Genomic DNA, 19,015 nt, shown 5'->3' with positions numbered 1-19,015 from the left:
AGAGGTAAAATTATGGATTTAGAAATTATTGCCCATAGGGGTTTTTCGGTGATGGCACCTGAAAATACTCTGGTCGCGTTTAATGCTGCGTTGCAACAGGGGGCAAATTCCCTAGAATTTGATTTACAAATTTCTGCGGATGGAATTCCGGTTATTTTTCATGATCAAGAGTTAAACCGAATCACCGGAGTATTGGGTAAAGTTTCTGAAAAAACCGTGGCGCAATTAAAAGAATTAGATGCGGGTGGGTGGTTTGCAGAAAGATTTGTGGGGGAAAGTATTCCGACCTTAGAAGATGCGATCGCAACCTTTCAAGCGGTTAAAGATTTTTTGTATTTTGATGTTAAACCCGATCATCAATGGTCAGATCAGGAAATCCAACAGTTAGGAGAATTATTAATTCAAAATAACCTCCTAAAAAAATCTATTATGACTTCCTTTAATCAAGGATTTTTAGACCAAATTCGGAATTATTGTCCCGAAATCACCTTGGGATATTTTTTAATTGATCTTCAGCAATTTGAACAACAATTACAAACAGCAATTAATCAGGGAAATGCTATTTTAACCGTAGATTATCCTGTGATTTTAGAACATCCCGAAATAATTACCCAGAGTCGAAATCAGGGGGTAGATATTGTGGCTTGGACGGTGGATGATTTAGAGGATTTTAAAAAGTTAGTTAATCTGGGGGTAAAACGGATTATTACTAATTCATTAATTGGGAATCTTGAAATCAATCAACATAAAACCTAAATTCCAGTTACCACTTCCCAAAAATGGGTTTTAAAAGTTTTTAAATCAACAGTAATTTGCATTTCCTTTCCCCAAGTATAGACCTTGAAATTAATCAAGTTACTGTTTTGATTAATCTCTATTTCACCTAATAATGCCACCCAATGATTAGGATAGGAAAAAACGGGCGGTTGATTTAGGAGTAAACCAGAATCATTAATTAAAGCAAAGGCAACACCACCGGATTGAATCATCTGATTTGCCGTTTCAATGGCTTCTAAATCTCCAAATAAGTAAGCATTTCTATAATTAACGGTTTGATAGCCTAAAATTTCTTTAATCCATCCTGCAATTTCCCAAGGTTTAGTCATTCCAGCTAAATTTCTTAAGAGTTGAGGGGAATTCGGATCAACAGGAAAAATCATATTTTCCGACTCTCTGAGGGTAGATAATACCATCCAATCTACTTGCGGAATTTGTAAATTTAAGGGACTTTCTTGTAACCATTGAGGCGGAGAAATCCAGCGATTGGTTTGGGTATGAAATCCTCCAATTTGAAACAGATTTCGACAAAGTTGAATATAAGCTAGAGGATTTTTTCTAATCAGTTCAAAAATAATTGCAGCCGGGCCACAAAAGGGTTGAGTGCCTTGATTAATATTAAACGGATTAACCAGACGCGATCGCAATTCCGTAATAATTTGTTGTTGATCTAATCCCGTCCAAACTCCAGAAATTTTTGAATCTTCAAACTCAGTAATTGCTATTTCTGCTCGTCTTAAAATATCAGAATTTGCTGTCATATTTTATATAGCAAGAGGCAATAGGGAATAGGCAATGGGCAATAGGTAAATACTTACTGTGAGCAGCTTTTAGCTTTCAAGAATGTCCTAACAGATGCGGCAACTGCTATAACTTATCCAGGGAAGATTGCTCCTTTAAATCATTCTGAAATTTGGTTTCCATTTCTAATTCTTTATTCAGGAAATAGTTTAAAAATGTCCTAATTATAGCAATAGCAGCTAACTGACCTAAAGCAACAAAAGAGGGTGTAACGGTTGTGAACAGAATATCTGCACCTAACTGAAATTCCAAGGCTAAAGCTAACCAACTGCCAAAGTTTAGACGTAATTCTATAAATGGAAAAATTTGCCGACGACGGAAACTCGCCAGGGCTATTTTTAAGGTACTAATTAATCCTAATAATATACAAAAAGCCGAAAGAGCTTCTAAGCAAAATCCTAGAAGATGAACAAAGGAAGATAAACTATTTTTTAAAGGTTCTAAACCCACCATAAATTTAGGGATGAAGAATTAACTCAGTGCCTCAGACAAATAATCGGCGGCGGCTTCAACCACGGCGATCGCATTTTCATACATCATCCGAGTCGGGCCTAAAATTCCCACACTGCCAACTGGAATATTATCCCGTCGATAGGGAGCAGAAACCAAGGTACAGCCTTGAATGGGTTCTAAGGGATTTTCCGACCCAATGCGAACCGTAACCCGTTGTTCTTGTTTGGGATTAGGGAAAATTAACGGCCACAATTGTTCCTGTTCTTCTTCTAATAAGTGCATCAAAGTTTTCACCTGTTGCAGTTGCGAAAATTCAGGTAAATGTAAAACTTCGGCAATGCCACTAATCAGAATTCGAGTATATTCTGGGGTTTGGCTCCGAAAACTTAAATCCGTTAATAACCTTCTCAAAAAGTCAGAATAGCACTGAAATTCCCGATCTAATTCACTCCAATCTAAAATCGAAAGTTCAGAAATAGATTTGCCTCTGAGTTGAGCATTTAAAAAATTAGAAAGCAGTTGCAATTCCTGTTCTAAAACTTCTTGATCTTTGGGTAAAAGATTAACTCCCATGGCCTCAGAATCCGAGAGAGAATTAGCTGGAGATAAATCAATTAAACTGGACTGAGTTTGATAGGAGTCTGTCACCACCACTAACATGATTTTCCCCGGTTCTATAGAAACTAAATGCAAATGTCGTAACCGGGTAGTGACAGTTTTCGGAAGTGTAACTAAAGTAATATACCCACTCAGGGTTGATAAAATTTGTGATGCCCCCCGCAAAACCGCTTCCAAACTACAGTTTTTTAAATTCAGTTGTTCGCGTAACAGGTGCAGCGCCTCATCTGCAACGGTTTCTGAGGGGGTAATCAGTTTATCGACATAAATCCGATACCCTGAGTCCGAGGGGATGCGTCCGGCGGAGGTATGGGGCTGATACAGGAGTCCAGCCCGTTCTAAAACCCCCATGCCATTACGAATAGTGGCGGGACTGACTTTGAGGTTGTATTCTTCCACCAAAGCCTTAGAACCCACGGGTTCGGCCGTCGCAATATAGTGACGAATCGTTGCCCAGAGAATATGATGGTGTCGCTCTGTCAAATGCACTTGTGTAAACATTTATTTTTGATACAGATTTGACTAACGAAAGTGCGCTATGGAATCCGGCAACTCTGAAATTTACAGAGGTTGATGACTCACAAAATTTTTAACAGAGTTTTGATATCCAAGATAACAGATATTTGAATGAAACTGGGAAATTTGATCCCATAATATTATTATCTAAGCAAATTTATTCCAATGGCGACCATGCCTTTTCAGCCTGTTCAGCAACATAGGCAGCAACGGTGGTAATTTCTCTGGAAGTTAACCGACTTTTAAAAGCTGGCATCGCATTTTTACCATTGGTGACTTGGTTAATAATTGCAGCCAGAGGATTTTCTTCGTATCCTTTTAAGTATTTAATCAATGCTTCTTTTTTCAGCGTTTTGTTAGCAACTATAACGTTATTTCCGTTAATATGGCAAGCCGCACAGGAGTTGGAAAAAATGGTAGACCCACTTAAAACCCCTTCTGCTAATGCAGGTTTGGACACAAGGACTGTTAACAATAGAAAACTCAAAATAAGGACTGATAAGAGCTTTTTCAATGGAGTCTCCTTGAATCAAAAATAGCTAACAAGAAGATTTTACTCTTTAAGTTGTGCAAATCGACAACCATTCCCCCATCCAAAGAAAGGTCAAGTCTCAAATCAAAACAAACGGGCTGGGCGTCAGTCACAAAGTTTTAAGGGGTCATTCTCCCAATCCTCTAATTTTAATCAGGAGGATTTCCCTGTTGCCCGTTGCCTTTTGACCTTTTGTGATCTATCTCACTTGTTATTAATGGGGACGATCACATCCATAATAGCACGAAAATCATTAAATAGAGTGAGTCAGTAGCGGATATTTATACCCCTTAACGAGTTGCCTTTGAGTATGTTGATGTCTGAAACGTTATCTATTCCCGGCTTGAGTTTCAAGCAAATGATTGAGAAAATTCTCCAGACTGAATCGATGAGTCGGCAAGAGCGATATGCCCTGAGATATTGGTTATTGCGCCAACTCAATGAACAGGAAAAACACTTAGTTCGTACCCTCCAAAAAGCATTAAGTGCCGGGCAAATCAAAATCGTTGATTAGTCGTTTAGAGGGTTAAACACACGGACTCTGGCCATTCTCGACACCAGGATTTCATTTCTGTGACAACGGGAAGATGAATACGATTCCAACTAAACAAACCCTGGTTAATTTCTGCATAGGAACCTTGATGAAACTGGACTTCTCCAGGGGATAAACCACTTTCTACAAATTTAAAGGTTAATTTGGAGGGGTTAAGTTGTTTTTGGAGTTGCTTTCTCCACCAGTTTCTATGGATAATTCCGGTATAGGTACTCCGAAAACTACCCGCAAATTGCTGACAGTTCCACATGACTAAATTACAGATTAATCCGAGGGTTTGTTCATCGGTAAAGGGTAAATTTTTAAATTCTTTTTGAAAGTTGGTAATAATAAATTGATCAATAAAAATAGCATTTTTATAATAGTTTAAAATTGGGTTAAAAAAATCCATATTCTCTGATTCATCGGTACAAATCAATAAAAGTTCTTCCGGTGGAAAAATTTCTTTTAGGGTTTTTAAGATTAAATAGGGATGGTCTGCTTCTCGATGGGGAATCCAGTTGCGATAGTCTGTAAGACGAATATGAATTCCATTATATTGTCCGAGGGTTTGAGAGATTTTATCGGCTAAATTCCGATAAATGGGTTTAAATTGAATCGCTTCCATCAGGGAATAGAGCGTAGGGGAAGGCAGATAAAAAAAGCGAGAATAATAGGCTAAATTACAGGCACTAAATTCTAAAATATCCTGTTCAACATCCTGTACAATGATGCGATTTTCAGCAAAATCAGATAAAACCTTGGGGTCAATTGTCATATTATTCGGAACAAAAACCGCATTAACTAATCTAACCTGACTTTGATAATGGCTGAGATTTTTTCCTTGGGTTTCTGCTAAAAACTCTGAATAGTTTAAAACAGGAATGGGAAGTTTATCCACTAAATCTAAAATCGTTGGAAGTTGGTCAATATTAATAATATGTTTCCGACTTTCAGGCACTGATAAAAAATAGCCTCCCCGCACAGGTAAAATGTTTTTCTCCTCTCCTACAGAACCATAAAAGACTAACTTTCGTTGGGTTAAATAGGCTAATCCTACGGCTATTTCTAACCCCATTAAGTTATTATTTAAGCCGGATTCATAATCTTTGTATAACAGATAGCGTGAGGTCATGAAATTGAAAATTAAGAAACTTTAGCGGAAGAAAAATTTAATAGTTTTCCTTGGGCAGACTCCAAAATCACATCCCGGGTAAAAGCACTTGCTTCTAGGATTTCTAGTCCAATTAATTCCCCATATTCATTCAGTTCGGCCGTCATATTAGGGCTGATTTCAATACTCCCAGTTTCCGGTTCGTCTGAAAATTTTAAATGCAGAATATCTTCTTGTTCAAAATAAGTCATTTTTGTAGGATTCATAGATTACAAATCTCCCAGTTTTTAAACAAATCGGTAGAGTTTGTGTAGGGTGGGTTCAGACCCACCTTTTTGGGTTAAATTTTACAAATCCAATTATAGGGATCGGGTGCTTTTCCGGTTTTAATGGCTTCCAATTGTTCTAAAATAGATGGGGCATATTTACGTTCAGAAATCGGAGGTAAAACTAAATCCCGTCCTTGATATCCAATTTTAGAAACCTGGGCAATGGTAGCTGCGGTTTCCCATGCCAAAAGCCTCTTGTAAAATCCCTTGGTCATGGGCTTCTGCCACTTCTTCTATGGAAATTAACCGTTCTTCCACTTGTACCCCTTGATCTCGGAATAACTTTAACACACTATCGCGGGTAATTCCTTCTAAAATGGTTCCGGTTAATTGAGGTGTTACCACTACATTATTAATCACAAACGCTAGGTTCATAGTTCCACATTCTTCCACATATTTTCTGTGGACACCATCGAGCCAAATTACATTATCATAACCCAGGGCTTTGGCTTCTTTATCAGCTAATAAACTAGCAGCATAATTTCCCGCACACTTTGCCGCCCCGGTTCCCCCTTCACAGGCTCTAATATATTTATCCGTGACGATTAATTTAACTGGTTCAGAATAATAGGCTCCTACGGGACAACTCATAATAATAAAAGTATAGTGAGTTGAAGGTTTTAAACCAATAAATTCATCGGTGGCAAAATACAACGGCCGAATATATAAACTGCCCTCTGATTCAGGAATCCAACCGGAATCTAAACGAATTAATTCCCTTAATCCTTCCATAAAAACTGCTTCAGGAATCGGGGGCATACAAAGTCGATGAGCCGATTGATTAATCCGTCTAAAATTAGCATCCGGTCTAAAAATCAAAGTTTCTCCCGTGGCACTTTTATAGGCTTTCATCCCTTCAAAAACAGCCTGGCCATAGTGGAGAACTGCCATGGCTGGAGTCAGGGTTAAATTGCTGTATGGCATGATTTTCAAATCTTGCCAAGTCCCATTATCATAGGTAGCAATAAAAATATGGTCACTGAAGATTCGACCAAAGGGAATATTATGTAAGGTTTCTGGGGAAAGACGGGAGCTTTCGGTTTTTTGAATCAGAATTTTTTGAGTTAGTGTTTCCATTATAGCTTAGGTGGTCAGGGTTTGATTGTTTTTCATCAGAATAGCATGAATAACTGATAACTGATAATGGGGATACTTGATAACTGATTAACAGAAACTACTCCCATTTTTAGAATGAGGATAGAAATAGGAGGAGTTGGGGCAGACCCCGGTTAATTTTGATCGTTTTTGGCAATTATCCAAACGGCATGAACAATCCCGGGAATAAATCCCAGCAGGGTTAGGAGAATATTCAGCCAAAATGCTCCGCCAAAACCAACGGTCAAAAAAACGCCCAAGGGCGGTAAAAACACAGCGGCAATTAAACGAATAATGTTCATATCACTTGATTACAACTTCTCTATCATTTTAGCAATTTTTTCAATTAGAATAGGGAAACCTCTGTAATATCTTAAATTTTATGTCCATGTTGTTCGATATTTTTCCCTTCCAATTCCATTTTGACCCCAAATTGATTGCCGGGGCAACCCTCTGGTCTTTAGCATTGTATTGGGGCTTTTCTCCGGTGAGTGAATGGGTCACCCATCAATTAAATCGCTGGTTTAATTATGCAGAACGAATGTTATATCCCTCAGAAGCTGAATATGAACGGACTCGCCAAGCTCGAGAATCTCAAAATGCGTTTTATGCGTCTTTATTTAGTATTGTTCCCTTTTTAATTTTGGGATTTGTATGTAATTGGGGAATTGAGATTGGTTTAGATAAAAGTTGGTCAATTAGTATGGGAATCATTGCTTGTATGAGTGGGGGAATTTATGAATTAGGACGACAAGACGGTAAAAAAGGAATTAATTCTTAATCATGAATTTCACCATTCGGCATGATTGCCCCGTGCAAAGTGGCTCCGGCGGTATTCGCACTACTAAATTCTACACGAGTTAAATAGGTATAACTTAAATTCGCATTTCTTAAGTTAGTTCGAGCCACGGAAGCATCGGTTAAATCTGCTTGAGTGAGATTGGCTCCACTCAGATTGGTTCGGGTTAAATCGGCGCGAACTAAATTGGCTCGACTCAAATCGGCATTACTCAAATTGGCATTACTTAGTTGAGCGTCGGGGAGAATGGCATCACACAATTCTACCCCAGGTAATTGAGCATCAATTAAAATCGCCCGTTCTAATTTTACTTTTTTTAAATTAGCTCCAATTAAGTTTGCTTCGGTGAGATTTGCTTCAGTTAAAAAAGCAGATTGTAAGTTGGCTTGACTCAAGTTAGCTTGACTTAAAATCGCTCCTTTTAAGACAGTTTCGGTTAAATTAGCTCCGCTTAAATTCGCCCGAGTTAAATCAGCCCCGGTTAGATTTACCCCTTGTAAATCCGTGCCTCGTAAATCAGCCCCGCGCAAATTCACGCTTTCATAAATTCTGGGTTCATAGCGCAGATTAGCCCCTCTTAAACAGGCTCCTCTCAGGTCAGCCCCTTGTAAATTTGCCCCTCTTAAATCCGCTTGAATCAGGTTCGCATCTAATAAGGTTGCGAGGGCTAAATTGGCTTTCCGAAAATCTGTTCCTTGTAAACTTGTGCCATGAAATTCGGCATCATTCAGGTTAGCACTACTTAAATTCGCTTTATTTAAAATTGCCCCATTAAACCTAACTCCCCTCAGATTAGCCCGGGAAAAATTAGCCCCATTCAAATAGGCTAAAATAAAGTTAGCTCCCTGCAAATCTGCACCACTTAAATTAGCACCAATTAAGTCCACACGACTTAGTTCAGCACTTCTTAAATTCAGCCCTTTAAAATTCTTTTGTCCGGCTCGATACTGTTCGAGTAGTGTTTCCTCATCCATGATTGATTATCTCTGAGTTCCAGTATAGGTAAATTCTTGAACCCAAGCTATTGACTTACTACCAGGAGTTCGAGCGTAAACTTTAACTTTCTGAATCGATTGAATTTTCAAATCCAGCAATTTTTGATGGACGAATTGACTCATAGAGGCTTGATTTGGCACCTGATCTGACTCTAGTATAATGTGTAGACAGCCCTCTTTTGACTTGGTGAGAGTGTTAATTCCTTGGAGTCTAAGAGATTGGCTAATTACTGTTGCGATCGCTTTAGCATGGCCTTGTTTAGCCAGTTCTAATAATTGGGCTTGAGTCAATCGAGGTTCTAGGTGGTCTGGGTCTTCGCCCTCCATGACTATTGTGGTCTTATGCTGAGATAATCGTTGCTGTTCTTCCACTTCCGATTGATGCAGCACCGCCGCTAAATCTCCGACTTTAGCTTGCAGGACATGAATAAATCGTCTTAAAGATTTATATTTAATCTCTAATTGAATTTCAGGAGGATGACTTTTTAATTGTTCATTTAGGGCTAGTTCCAAATGTTTTAAAATAGTGGTTAATGGCACCAGGGCATCTGCCACACTATGTCCAACAATCTGCTCAACTTCTTGCTCCAGGATTAGCTTTTTTCTGATATCATCACTCATTTCTCCTGAGTCTGTGGGCGGGATATCAATATTGCTAAAAGCGGTGGCGGAAGTAAAGTCAGAAAAACTACTTTCGCTAATTGTAGTAAAATGTTGAGTTTTTAGCAAACCTGACTCCAATTTTTGGGGATTAGGGGATAATAAATGCACGGTTTCACTTTCATTAATATCAATGGCATTATTAGTTAAAGAATACTGCTGTAAAACTGAAGAACGGGAGGCGAGTGTATTTCCCTGAGAATGATTAAACCCCGAATCCGAATAGGATTTAGCTTTGGTTTCATAATAGGGGTTGAGGGCGTCTAAAATCACCGTCACCACTTGAATATTTTCGTCCGTATCTTCTAAATATTCTGCCATCTTATAAAGATGGGATTTTAGCCGTTCTAAGTTAGGAAAAGTTTGTAAGAGTTCGTGAAGTAAATCATCGAGACTTTGATTTTTGAGTTGTGACCAATCTTCATCTCGATAGTTGAATTCCCGTTCTAAACTCGAAAAAATCACCAGTTTTGCCCTTAAAGGATTGGTATGCTGCATGATTTTAAACCGCACATCAAATAAATTCGATATGTTGCGAATCTGACGGGCGGGAACACCTTGACTAAAATAGGCTGAAGATAGAGAATTTAACTCCTCTGGACTAATTTTTATGGTTTCTGAAGCAGTAATTGATAGTTGATTGAGTTCGGAAATTTCTCTGGGATCAGGCTGAATATAAAGTTGAATAATCTGGGCTTCAATTCTCTCTAAAACCAGATTATATTCATTTTTTTTATTCAGACGAGATAGAATATTATTCAGAATAATTTTAAGCGGTTCAAATTGGGGATGTTTTTGATAAATATTTTGGAGTAAAATATTCAAATTAATGCTATCTAGGATATGGGAATCATTCTCCCATTTTCCACTATAGGCACATAACAGAACTTTCTTAATCCGGGTGATATTCGGATCAGTTTCTAAATTTTGAGCAATCTCATTTAGGCGGGATGGGGTTGGCATTTGGGTCTCCAATACAGAAAGTCAACACTGTGGGAAGTGACTTAGGGATATCCGGCACGAGGGTCTTGGAAATAACGGAGTACATCCGGTTAAAGGAATATTCAAAACGAAATGCAAAATCCCTGATGATCCGCTCAAACACATCTTAATTATAAAAACCAAAATTTCTATTTTTGACTGACCATTTTTGATTCTCCCATCTTAGAATACAATTTTAATCCGTAGCAGCCTAATATATTATTTTACGCTATTTTTTATTGAAATAGCTGTAGGATTTTTTGCTACTCCCTTACCCCCGAATTCATACGGATGCAAAGTTTTGATGGGATTGTGATTGGCAGTGGAATCGGTGGCTTAGTTGCCGGGGGGCTTTTAGCTCATTCTGGTAAACAAGTGTTGATTTTAGAGGGTCACAGCTTGCCCGGTGGGGCTGCCCAAGGTTTTTCTCGTCAGGGTTTCCACTTTGACTCGGGGCCATCGTTTTATTGTGGACTGAGTGATTCCCAGGGTTTAAACCCTTTGTCGCAAGTCCTGACTCGTTTTTATCCTCAGAAAAAACAGGAAAAAGCCGAACCTCTCTATCGAGCTTTAGAAAAAGTTATTCCCAATTTACGTCAACGAATTACCCTAGAATTAATTGGCACTCCCCTCACCCATGCCCGGTTTTTACGGCGGTATCAAGGGACTTATGGCCCCGCTATTAGGGCAGGAAAAGGCAGATTTCCTGGGCCGTTTACCCCGATTCAAGGCTTATATTTAGTGGGAGATAGTACCCAACCTGGAATTGGAGTTCCTGCGGTTGCCGCGTCAGGAATTCTTTGTGCTAATTGTTTATAGATTCGTTTTCTTCAAACAGTTTGAGTTGAATATAAACTAAAATTAAAGCGATCGCTAATAAAATACTCGCTGCCGCCGCGGCATAGCCAAAATCAAATTGAGAAAAGGCTTGATCATAAATATAATACACTAAAACATTGGTCGAATTTAAAGGGCCACCACCCGTAATCACATAAGCCTGTTCAAAACTTTTTAAAGTAAAAATAGCGGTGGTTACTGTGGCAAAAACTATTGTTGGTTGTAACCCGGGTAAAGTAATATATAGAAATTGTTGCCAAGGATTTGCCCCGTCTAATTGAGCCGCTTCATATCGACTTTGGGGAATAGTTTGTAACCCGGCTAAAAACACGACTAAATTAAAGCCCAATTGTTTCCAAATACTGAGTAAAATTAATACGGGCATTGCCCAGGTTGTACTACTTAACCAAGGAATCGGATCAAGTCCTAATTGGGCTAAGAGTTCGTTAACTGGCCCCTGGGTTTGAAATAACCAACGCCATCCTAATCCGACCGCCACTAAAGAAGTAATTGAGGGGATAAAATAGGCGGTTCTCAGAATATCTCGCAGAGCAAAAGTCCGATCTAAAAGTACCGCTAAAGCCAAAGAAATAATTAAACTAGGAATCACCGTTGCGATCGTAAAATAAGCAGTATTAAATAAAACTTGCCAAAAATCGGGACTCAGAAATAGACGAATATAATTATTTAGTCCCACTCCATGAACTCCCGAACGGGTAAAACTTCCTTGGGTGAAACTCAGGTAAAATAAATATAGAATTGGCCATAAAATAAATACCCCCATCAGCAATAAAGCCGGAGCCAGAAAAATCCAGGCCATGATAGCATCTTGATCCAAAAGCTGTTTCTGAGAACCCGGTGAAGAAGCCATAACCCGAATCAATTTTGATAAAGTTTCATAAAAGTATTTTACAATGGTTAGGTTAATTTATTCTGGGTAAAACCTTTAATGGATAGGAAGATGACCGAAATTGACCCCACCTCCTGTTTGATTTCTCCAGCAATTCCCTCGCCTTTATTTGTGCAGGGATCTCCGGTAAAAATTGGAGTTTTAGCCTCTGGAAGTGGCACGAACTTTGAGGCGATCGCTCAAGCCATAAAAGATCAACAACTCAATGCCAAAATTCAGGTTTTAATTTATAATAACCCCGAGGCTAAAGTGATAGAACGAGCCGAAAGGTTCGGAGTCAAAACTATTCTTTTAAACCATCGTAATTATAAAAAACGGCAAGATTTAGATCAAGCAATTGTTCAAACTTTAAAAGAGCATGATGTGGATTGGATTGTCTTTGCCGGGTGGATGCGAATTGTCACGCAAGTTTTAGTGGATGCTTTCCCCCATAAAATCATTAATTTACATCCGAGTTTATTACCGAGTTTTCCGGGAATTAGAGGGGTAGAACAGGCCTTAGAAGCTCAAGTAAAAATTACAGGTTGTAGTGTTCATTTAGTCGAGTTAGAAGTCGATAGGGGCCCAATTTTGATGCAAGCCGCAGTGCCAATTTTACCCAATGATACCCCCGAAACCTTGCACGCTCGAATTCAAATTCAAGAGCATAAAATTTTGATTGGGGCGCTTTCTTTGGTGAGTCAGTGGCAAAATGCGATAAATTAAAATACAGTGCCATCACTCTCTAATTTGAGGGGAGGAGAACCATCAAAACGGTGTTGTTTAGCGATTTCCCGTCCGGCATTCCAGGTGCCACCTTGTAAGACTTTAACGAGGGGCAATTCTTGGGAGGTAAAATTTAATTTTTGGCGAAGGATTTCCGCAATTTTATCGAGTATAATAATCGTGAGCGATCGCCATTCTATAATCACATTAGAATCGGGTTTGTGTAGTTTTCCCGATAAATTATTATCTTTTAATTCCAATAATCCTAAATCTAAAATTAATCCCCCGTTACGATATTCTGCTAATCCAGTTAATTGATCTAAATCAATAATTTGCAATCCTAAATCCTGTAAAGGTTCAAGTAAAGAATAGGTTAACCACTGGGATAATTTATGGAAGGGAACAAAGGGATATTCCGAGTCTAGGGCTTCTAACCCTGAATAATACCAAACATCTCCTAAATTGACTTGATTTAAAGTTAATCGTCCCGGCCAAATTTCTCCTAATCCTTCTAAAATAGCGGTTAAAACAATAACAGCACTGAGTTGATTGTCTTGGGTTTGGGTTAAAAAATAATCCGCTAATTTCCCAGGTCGGGGATGACTTTCTCCAAATAAATGAGGATAATTAGATAGGGTTTCACCGAGTTTTTTTAGGAGTTCTAATCTGCCTTTTACTCCCGTTAAAGAATTATTTTCATTCACTTGAAATCCGGTGATTAATTGGGATTCCGTTAAATTCATTAATCCCTGGGCATCGGCTTGAAACGGATATTCAATCTGACTAGAAAATAAACCTTGACTAAACATTTCATAACTGGCAATAGCTAACCCCTCAGAACGTCGCCAAATCAACCCGGTTTCTGATTCTTGATAATGCCATTTTTCCCCCGCTCCGGCATCTAGTAACACGCTAATAATGGCTAAATCAAGTTTAGCTTGGGTTTGTTCTAACCGGGATAAACCATTTAATTGTTTTTGTAAGTTTGCAATTCTAGGAATATTACCGACTTCAAAATGTCGCCAGCGAGAATGGAAAGGGACATTGAGATCGGGATAGTTTTGAGTAATATTATCTAAAACAAAATTAGCCACAAATTCTAACTTTTCTGGATGATAAACAAAATGTTGTAGTTGATTAGATAAGGCTAAATTAAAGATAAAATTACAACGTTCTCGAATAGCTTGAGGAGAACGAAAATAGGCGATCGCATTTGAATAATTTTCTCGATTTTGCATTTTAATATTAATTCTTGTAGGGTGCGTAAGCCAGCAGCCCACGCACCATTTTATTAACAATTTAACTTAGGATTTTGCGCCCAAGTGCAACAACGGGTTAATAATCTCGACCTTTAATACCAAGTAAACCTTCTGGGTCTAAAACTGCCCCTTCCGTATAATACCCGGCGGCTTTTTTCGCTTCAATTTCCACTTGAGCATCCGCCGGAATTAAATCATCAGGAATAGCAATTCGTCTGACCACTTCAATCCCCGAATTCACAATCGCATCATATTTCATATTACTCATGGAAACTAACCGATCAATCCGAGTAATTCCTAACCAATGTAACACATCCGGCATTAACTCTTGAAACCGCATATCTTGCACCCCAGCCACACATTCTGTCCGTTCAAAATAGGCATCCGCGCGATCGCCTCCAGTTTGACGTTTGCGCGCATTATAAACCAAAAACTTTGTTACTTCTCCTAACGCTCGTCCCTCTTTTCTATAGTATACAATTACTCCGGCACCGCCTTCCTGGGCTGTTTTAATACATTCTTCAATTCCATGCACTAAATAGGGGCGACAGGTACAAATATCTGACCCAAAAACATCAGATCCATTACACTCATCATGAACTCTAACTGCAACGGGAAGATCGGGATCGGTAATCGCGGCAATATCCCCCACAATATAAACCGTAACTCCCCCAATCGGAGGTAAAAATACTTGTAAATCAGGACGAGTAATTAACTCAGGAAACATTCCTCCGGTCTGTTCAAATAATGCCTGACGTAAATCACTTTCTGTCACCTTTAAACGATGGGCAATTCCGGGTAAATACCAAACGGGCTCAATTGCAGCTTTTGTTACTACTAAATCACCATTTTTCTTCATGATTTCGCCATCAATTTTTAACCGTCCTTTCGTGGCTGCGTCATATAATTCTGGCATATTAATATGGGCTTTTGTAATCGCAATGGTGGGGCGAATATCATAGCCTTTTTCCAAATATTCAGTAAATGCCTCCCCAATAACCGCGCCAAAGGGATCGAGGGCGACAATTTTATCGGGATCTGACCAACTAGGGTAAGGGCCGATTTTTACGAAGGGGGAAGTGTTAGTTAAGTCGGCGCGGTGGTCGGTTTTCAGATTGCCCTGGACGACGGCTAAGGCTCGATAAATGGCATAGGAGCCCGAATGGGTGCCAATGACGTTGCGATGGCTAGGATCGGTGAGGGTTCCAATCAGGGGGCCACGTTTGCCGGGATCGGCATTTCCCCAATGGATGGGGATGGGTTTGGCGCCGTAGGAGGTGGGGTGAGAGGTCAGAACAATATGCCTCAGTTTTGGATCTTGCTTTTGGCCAGCCATTGTTGTGTCCCATGCTATTCGGATATTCCTATTATGGGCATATTGGGGGTGTTTTATTTTTTCAACAAGATCCCTGGACGGCATTTTTTATTTCGGAGACTTGTAGGTTTTTCCCAATAAAAACTAACTGGGTTTGACGGGATTCTGTGGGTTTCCAGAGACGATCATAAAAGGTTTCAATCCGATCGCCCACTCCCTGTAATACTAACCGCATTGGTTTATTTGGAACTGAAACAAACCCTTTAATTCGGTAAATTTCCTGTTGTTTCACCATGGTTTTTAACCGTTGAATTAAATCTTCCGGTTCAAAATCTTGGGTTAAAATTACCGGAACCGAATTAATATTATCATCATGGTCATGTTCTTCTTCGGTGTCATGATGACTGGGACGGGCTTCTAAATTATCCTCAACCGCCGCATTAAACCCTAAAATTACATCGGGATGAATATTTCCCTGTTGACAAGGAACGACTTTAACTCCTGCTCGCAATTCCTGTTTTAACCAGGTTTCAACTTTCTGTTGATTATCTCGATCAACATGATCGGTTTTGGTTAATAAAACTAAATCCGCACAGGCTAATTGATCTTCAAATAATTCCTCAATTGGGGTTTCATGATCTAAGTTAGGATCGGCTTGACGTTGGGCTTCCACAGCCTGAATATCCCCAACTAAAGTACCATTAGCTAAGGCTTCACAGTCTACTACAGTGATCACACCATCCACCGTTGCCCCGGTGCGAATTTCCGGCCACCGGAAGGCTTGAACTAGGGGTTTAGGGAGAGCCAAACCCGAGGTTTCAATCACAATATGATCGATTTTATCTCGTCGTTTGAGCAGGGCTTGCATGGCGGGGAAAAATTCTTCCTGCACCGTACAACATAAACAACCATTAGTCAGTTCTACGAGGTTTATTTCTGGGGTTTCATCGTCACAAACTTGACAGGATCGAATTAATTCACCATCGATTCCAACTTCTCCAAATTCATTGACTAAAACGGCAATCCTTCGCCCATGATTATTTTGTAATAAATGACGAATTGTGGTAGTTTTTCCACTTCCTAAAAATCCAGTAATTACTGTAACGGGAATTTTGGCAGACATAATATTTATAAGAGGGAACGGGGAACAGGGAATTACGAATTACGAATTACGAATGGGGGAAAGACTTCACCGTCAGCTTTGTTGGATCAATCTTTATCCGGGTTGTTATAATTCAAAGTTTGCAGGTTAAAAGTAGAGATATTTTATCAATATCTCTACTCAATTCTAATTAGGCTCAACTAGCTGACAATGGCTAAGGATAAACCTACTACACCAATGGCTAAAACAGCAAAACCTGAATATTTGATCAGGGAAAATTGGCTATTTTCTAAGGTTTCCTTAAAGGATTGAGTCAGTTTCATTGTGGCTCCAGCAATCATCAATTGAATGGCTGTAAACCCAACTAAATAGGAGATTAAGGGGGTCATTTCGGCTCCCATAATTGATTCTCCGTAGGCATAACCATGAAACAAACCCGCCACACTGGATAAACCAATTAATAATGCTAGGGGTAACTGTTGTTTGAGAACTAATAACAGCCCAATTGTGATCACAGAAAGGGCGATCGCGATTTCAGGAATGGGTAAATTAAAACTCATTAAATGAATTCCGGTTCCCAACATTGCGGTTAACAGAAAAGCAACAATTATCCAACTACCGCCCACAATTCCGGCTGCAATTAAACCGATGGCAATAACAAAAGCCAAATGATCAATTCCAATAATCGGATGGGCAAGTCCGGCGAGAAATCCTTGAAAAAAGTTTTCCGGGGTTTTCCCTCCAAAGGCATGATGGGCTTCCGCAGGTTGCGCCATTAAGAGCAATAATAAACTCACCCCTAAAACCAAAATTCGATTGCTATTTTGTAGCGAAAAGTTTTGAAAAGACTTTAACATTTTAAACACCATCTGTACCGCGCAGATGTGCGAAAGAACAATCTGATTTCGGTGGGTGTTCTGACTTAGAGATTAATATTCTCATCACAGTTGCGGGACAGTGTTGGATTTGCGCCAAACTTTCCCCTTGCTTCTAGCGACTGTTCCCCGCTAAAACCGAATTCATATCTTTCATTATATCATAATTTCTCCCGATATTCAACCAGGAGAAATACTTAAATTATTACCATTTTTTATAGGAAAGGAATTTTCCAGACATCGTAATTTTAACCCGATCGCCATTGGGGTCTTCGATTTTATCCACATCCAAGGTAAAATCAATCGCACTCATAATTCCGTCTCCAAATTTTTCATGAATCACGCTTTTAAGAGGCATTCCATACACCTGCACAATTTCATAAAATCGATAGATTAAGGGATCGGTCGGAATAACTGGATCAAGTGATCCTTTGACGGGATAATCCGTTAGAATTTCAATATATTCTGAATTTAAACCTAGAGCTTCAACTAATTTTTTAGCCTCCTCATAGGAAGCACTCGCTTGTCGATAAATAACCGCAGCAATCCAAACTTCATCGCGCCCCAGCAGTTGTTCTAAATCCGAAAAGGTGACCCCTTTAGATTTTTTTGCCGCTAATAACTTTTCTGTAATTTCTGAAACAGCCATTTGAAGTTCCTCGTAGAATTTATCGGTTATAACTCGTTTCAAAGTATAAAATATTTTGCTAGTCATTCAACGGAAGTATTTAATTTTGGGGAATGGATCAATCCTATGCAGGTGGATTTTTCGGTAGAGGTTTAGGCGGAACAGGTAAAGTCCGGGTATGATTGGTTTGTAATTGTTTGACAACGGATAATAACCGTCTTAAATTGGGTTTAATCACCTCTTGATGTTCTTGGGTGAGTTCATCTAATCGGGTTTGAATCTGGGATAGATCGAGATCGGAAACAGGGTGTCCAGATTTTTCCTGTTGTAATTGATCAATTACGGCTTGAATTTCCAAAAATCGCCCTTGAAAATCCACTTGTAAAGACTCTAAATGAGCCGTTTCAGTTGAGGAAAATGTTTGTAATTCTTGCCGAAATTCTGCTCTAATTTCTGCTAAGGCCAGGGAAATATGTTCGGTGCTGGAGGTTACCGCTTGTCCTAAAGCTGCGACTTGTTTTGCTCGATAGGCCGAGTCCAAAGCTTCCGTGGTAGGAAAAGCCTCTAATTTTTGCTGGAGGGATTGAATTTCTTGTAAGAGTTGTTGCCTTAAACCCACTACTACTTTAACGGTATTTTTTTCTAATTTTTCCACTGAGTCTTGAGCTTGAACAATTTCAATTTGATTTTGATGGGTTTGTTGTTCTAAACGATAACGGTTGGCAACATTTAGCGATAGGGCTAAGGTGAGGGGGGCAACTCCATAAAAGGCTTGACCCGAAAGGGCTACTACTCCCGAACCGACAGCCGAACTGATCAGAGAAACATACTCTGCTAACTCTAACCAATGCCGTTGTTTCAGGGAAGAAAAAACCGTTTTAGGAAGAATAGAGTTAGGCATCGGCATAGGACTAGAAGTTATAGCAGGTCGATTGGGATGGGCAGAAGACGCTGGGGGAAACATAATAATCTATTCTACTGGGGATATTGGGACACAGTGGTTAACTCCAGAATACAAAAAATTATGGCTATCCGCACTAAGAATTAACAATTTGATTATCGGTTCGGTGAGTCCTTAACTGTTAAGATGTTTTGGGAGTACAAAATTATCTTAATTTCTGGTTTGACATTGGAGTTATCTGGATTTTAACACCCTTAATGCCTAGATTCAATCTTAAAGGT

General features: G+C 39.3%; 22 protein-coding genes, 2 pseudogenes and 1 riboswitch. Of the genes and pseudogenes, 6 read left to right on the top strand and 18 right to left on the bottom strand.

Translation table 11 applies throughout. The annotated features are described in order from the left end of the window. Positions 1-12 precede the first annotated feature (12 nt). Entirely contained in the window at positions 13-756 is a 744-nt protein-coding gene (locus tag AC2D3N_RS01800) for a glycerophosphodiester phosphodiesterase (RefSeq protein ID WP_484692594.1), read from the top strand. Here the strand turns inward: AC2D3N_RS01800 and AC2D3N_RS01795 are convergent. The 4 genes from AC2D3N_RS01795 to petJ form a co-directional block, all read right to left on the bottom strand. Further along, positions 753-1,538 (bottom strand): hypothetical protein, encoded by a 786-nt coding sequence (locus tag AC2D3N_RS01795; RefSeq protein ID WP_079679619.1) that lies wholly within the window; start codon positions 1,536-1,538, stop codon positions 753-755. The two genes, AC2D3N_RS01800 and AC2D3N_RS01795, sit on opposite strands and share 4 nt — an antisense overlap. A gap of 106 nt (positions 1,539-1,644) precedes the next feature. Further along, on the bottom strand, positions 1,645-2,031 hold the full coding sequence (locus tag AC2D3N_RS01790; protein WP_079677432.1) for a DUF1622 domain-containing protein: 387 nt from the start codon (positions 2,029-2,031) through the stop codon (positions 1,645-1,647). 18 nt (positions 2,032-2,049) lie between these two features. Continuing rightward, on the bottom strand, positions 2,050-3,150 hold the full coding sequence (locus AC2D3N_RS01785) for an HrcA family transcriptional regulator (RefSeq protein ID WP_079677433.1): 1,101 nt from the start codon (positions 3,148-3,150) through the stop codon (positions 2,050-2,052). 172 nt (positions 3,151-3,322) lie between these two features. Next, entirely contained in the window at positions 3,323-3,679 is a 357-nt protein-coding gene (gene petJ, locus AC2D3N_RS01780) for a cytochrome c6 PetJ (RefSeq protein ID WP_484692593.1), read from the bottom strand. Positions 3,680-4,013: 334 nt separating this feature from the next. Between petJ and AC2D3N_RS01775 the strand changes: the two genes are divergently transcribed. Next, a complete protein-coding gene (locus AC2D3N_RS01775; protein WP_079677435.1) occupies positions 4,014-4,211 on the top strand; it encodes a hypothetical protein in 198 nt (65 codons plus the stop codon). Between the two features lie 4 nt (positions 4,212-4,215). Here AC2D3N_RS01775 and AC2D3N_RS01770 read toward each other — a convergent pair whose 3' ends face one another. The 5 genes from AC2D3N_RS01770 to AC2D3N_RS01750 form a co-directional block, all read right to left on the bottom strand. Then, positions 4,216-5,364, bottom strand: coding sequence for an O-fucosyltransferase family protein (locus tag AC2D3N_RS01770; RefSeq protein WP_484692592.1), 1,149 nt, complete (start codon positions 5,362-5,364; stop codon positions 4,216-4,218). Between the two features lie 11 nt (positions 5,365-5,375). After that, the gene (locus AC2D3N_RS01765; RefSeq protein WP_484692591.1) at positions 5,376-5,609 is read right to left on the bottom strand and encodes a DUF2283 domain-containing protein; all 234 of its coding nucleotides are present in this window, start codon (positions 5,607-5,609) and stop codon (positions 5,376-5,378) included. Positions 5,610-5,683: 74 nt separating this feature from the next. After that, entirely contained in the window at positions 5,684-5,860 is a 177-nt protein-coding gene (locus tag AC2D3N_RS01760) for a hypothetical protein (protein WP_484692590.1), read from the bottom strand. Further along, positions 5,820-6,749 carry a branched-chain amino acid aminotransferase gene (locus AC2D3N_RS01755; RefSeq protein ID WP_484692589.1) on the bottom strand — a complete coding sequence of 310 codons (930 nt, stop codon included), beginning with the start codon at positions 6,747-6,749 and terminating at the stop codon, positions 5,820-5,822. The genes AC2D3N_RS01760 and AC2D3N_RS01755 overlap by 41 nt, the downstream gene beginning before the upstream one ends. 152 nt (positions 6,750-6,901) lie before the next feature. Further along, complete coding sequence (locus AC2D3N_RS01750) at positions 6,902-7,069, bottom strand: YqaE/Pmp3 family membrane protein (protein WP_079677438.1); 168 nt, start codon at positions 7,067-7,069, stop codon at positions 6,902-6,904. A gap of 86 nt (positions 7,070-7,155) precedes the next feature. Here AC2D3N_RS01750 and AC2D3N_RS01745 point away from each other — a divergent pair, with 86 nt between their 5' ends. After that, positions 7,156-7,548 (top strand): hypothetical protein, encoded by a 393-nt coding sequence (locus tag AC2D3N_RS01745; protein WP_079677439.1) that lies wholly within the window; start codon positions 7,156-7,158, stop codon positions 7,546-7,548. Here AC2D3N_RS01745 and AC2D3N_RS01740 read toward each other — a convergent pair. Both AC2D3N_RS01740 and AC2D3N_RS01735 read right to left on the bottom strand, forming a co-directional pair. Continuing rightward, the gene (locus AC2D3N_RS01740; RefSeq protein ID WP_484692588.1) at positions 7,545-8,540 is read right to left on the bottom strand and encodes a pentapeptide repeat-containing protein; all 996 of its coding nucleotides are present in this window, start codon (positions 8,538-8,540) and stop codon (positions 7,545-7,547) included. The genes AC2D3N_RS01745 and AC2D3N_RS01740 overlap by 4 nt on opposite strands. A gap of 6 nt (positions 8,541-8,546) precedes the next feature. Beyond that, complete coding sequence (locus AC2D3N_RS01735; RefSeq protein WP_484692587.1) at positions 8,547-10,184, bottom strand: hypothetical protein; 1,638 nt, start codon at positions 10,182-10,184, stop codon at positions 8,547-8,549. A gap of 309 nt (positions 10,185-10,493) precedes the next feature. On the opposite strand from AC2D3N_RS01735, the pseudogene AC2D3N_RS01730 reads away from it, so the two are divergent. Beyond that, a pseudogene (locus tag AC2D3N_RS01730) lies at positions 10,494-10,715 on the top strand (NAD(P)-binding protein); the annotation flags it as partial. Between the two features lie 12 nt (positions 10,716-10,727). Beyond that, positions 10,728-11,021: pseudogene (locus AC2D3N_RS01725) on the top strand (phytoene desaturase family protein); the annotation flags it as partial. On the opposite strand, the gene AC2D3N_RS01720 reads toward AC2D3N_RS01725, so the two are convergent. Then, positions 11,008-11,910: a carbohydrate ABC transporter permease gene (locus tag AC2D3N_RS01720; RefSeq protein ID WP_079677443.1), complete on the bottom strand. Its 903-nt coding sequence runs from the start codon at positions 11,908-11,910 to the stop codon at positions 11,008-11,010. The pseudogene AC2D3N_RS01725 and the gene AC2D3N_RS01720 sit on opposite strands and share 14 nt — an antisense overlap. Before the next feature lie 90 nt (positions 11,911-12,000). Between AC2D3N_RS01720 and purN the strand changes: the two genes are divergently transcribed. After that, positions 12,001-12,654, top strand: a complete 654-nt coding sequence (gene purN, locus AC2D3N_RS01715) for a phosphoribosylglycinamide formyltransferase (RefSeq protein WP_484692586.1) — start codon at positions 12,001-12,003, stop codon at positions 12,652-12,654. On the opposite strand, the gene AC2D3N_RS01710 is transcribed toward purN, so the two are convergent. From AC2D3N_RS01710 to AC2D3N_RS01685, 6 genes are all read right to left on the bottom strand, one after another. Continuing rightward, positions 12,651-13,892, bottom strand: a complete 1,242-nt coding sequence (locus tag AC2D3N_RS01710) for a URC4/urg3 family protein (protein WP_484692585.1) — start codon at positions 13,890-13,892, stop codon at positions 12,651-12,653. The genes purN and AC2D3N_RS01710 overlap by 4 nt on opposite strands. Before the next feature lie 97 nt (positions 13,893-13,989). Next, positions 13,990-15,249: a GTP cyclohydrolase II gene (locus AC2D3N_RS01705; RefSeq protein WP_200816703.1), complete on the bottom strand. Its 1,260-nt coding sequence runs from the start codon at positions 15,247-15,249 to the stop codon at positions 13,990-13,992. 61 nt (positions 15,250-15,310) lie between these two features. After that, positions 15,311-16,351: a cobalamin biosynthesis protein CobW gene (cobW, locus tag AC2D3N_RS01700; protein ID WP_079677447.1), complete on the bottom strand. Its 1,041-nt coding sequence runs from the start codon at positions 16,349-16,351 to the stop codon at positions 15,311-15,313. Between the two features lie 179 nt (positions 16,352-16,530). Further along, a complete protein-coding gene (locus AC2D3N_RS01695) occupies positions 16,531-17,187 on the bottom strand; it encodes a HupE/UreJ family protein (RefSeq protein WP_079677463.1) in 657 nt (218 codons plus the stop codon). Positions 17,188-17,220: 33 nt separating this feature from the next. Next, positions 17,221-17,363, bottom strand: a riboswitch (cobalamin riboswitch). A gap of 47 nt (positions 17,364-17,410) precedes the next feature. Then, positions 17,411-17,854 (bottom strand): cyanase, encoded by a 444-nt coding sequence (gene cynS, locus AC2D3N_RS01690; protein WP_079677448.1) that lies wholly within the window; start codon positions 17,852-17,854, stop codon positions 17,411-17,413. A 103-nt stretch (positions 17,855-17,957) separates the two neighbouring features. After that, positions 17,958-18,797: a hypothetical protein gene (locus tag AC2D3N_RS01685; protein ID WP_079677449.1), complete on the bottom strand. Its 840-nt coding sequence runs from the start codon at positions 18,795-18,797 to the stop codon at positions 17,958-17,960. Positions 18,798-19,015: the final 218 nt, after the last annotated feature.

Source organism: Planktothrix sp. PLAVEN19ND (assembly GCF_057220675.1).
This window is presented reverse-complemented; position numbering and strand designations above follow the sequence as displayed.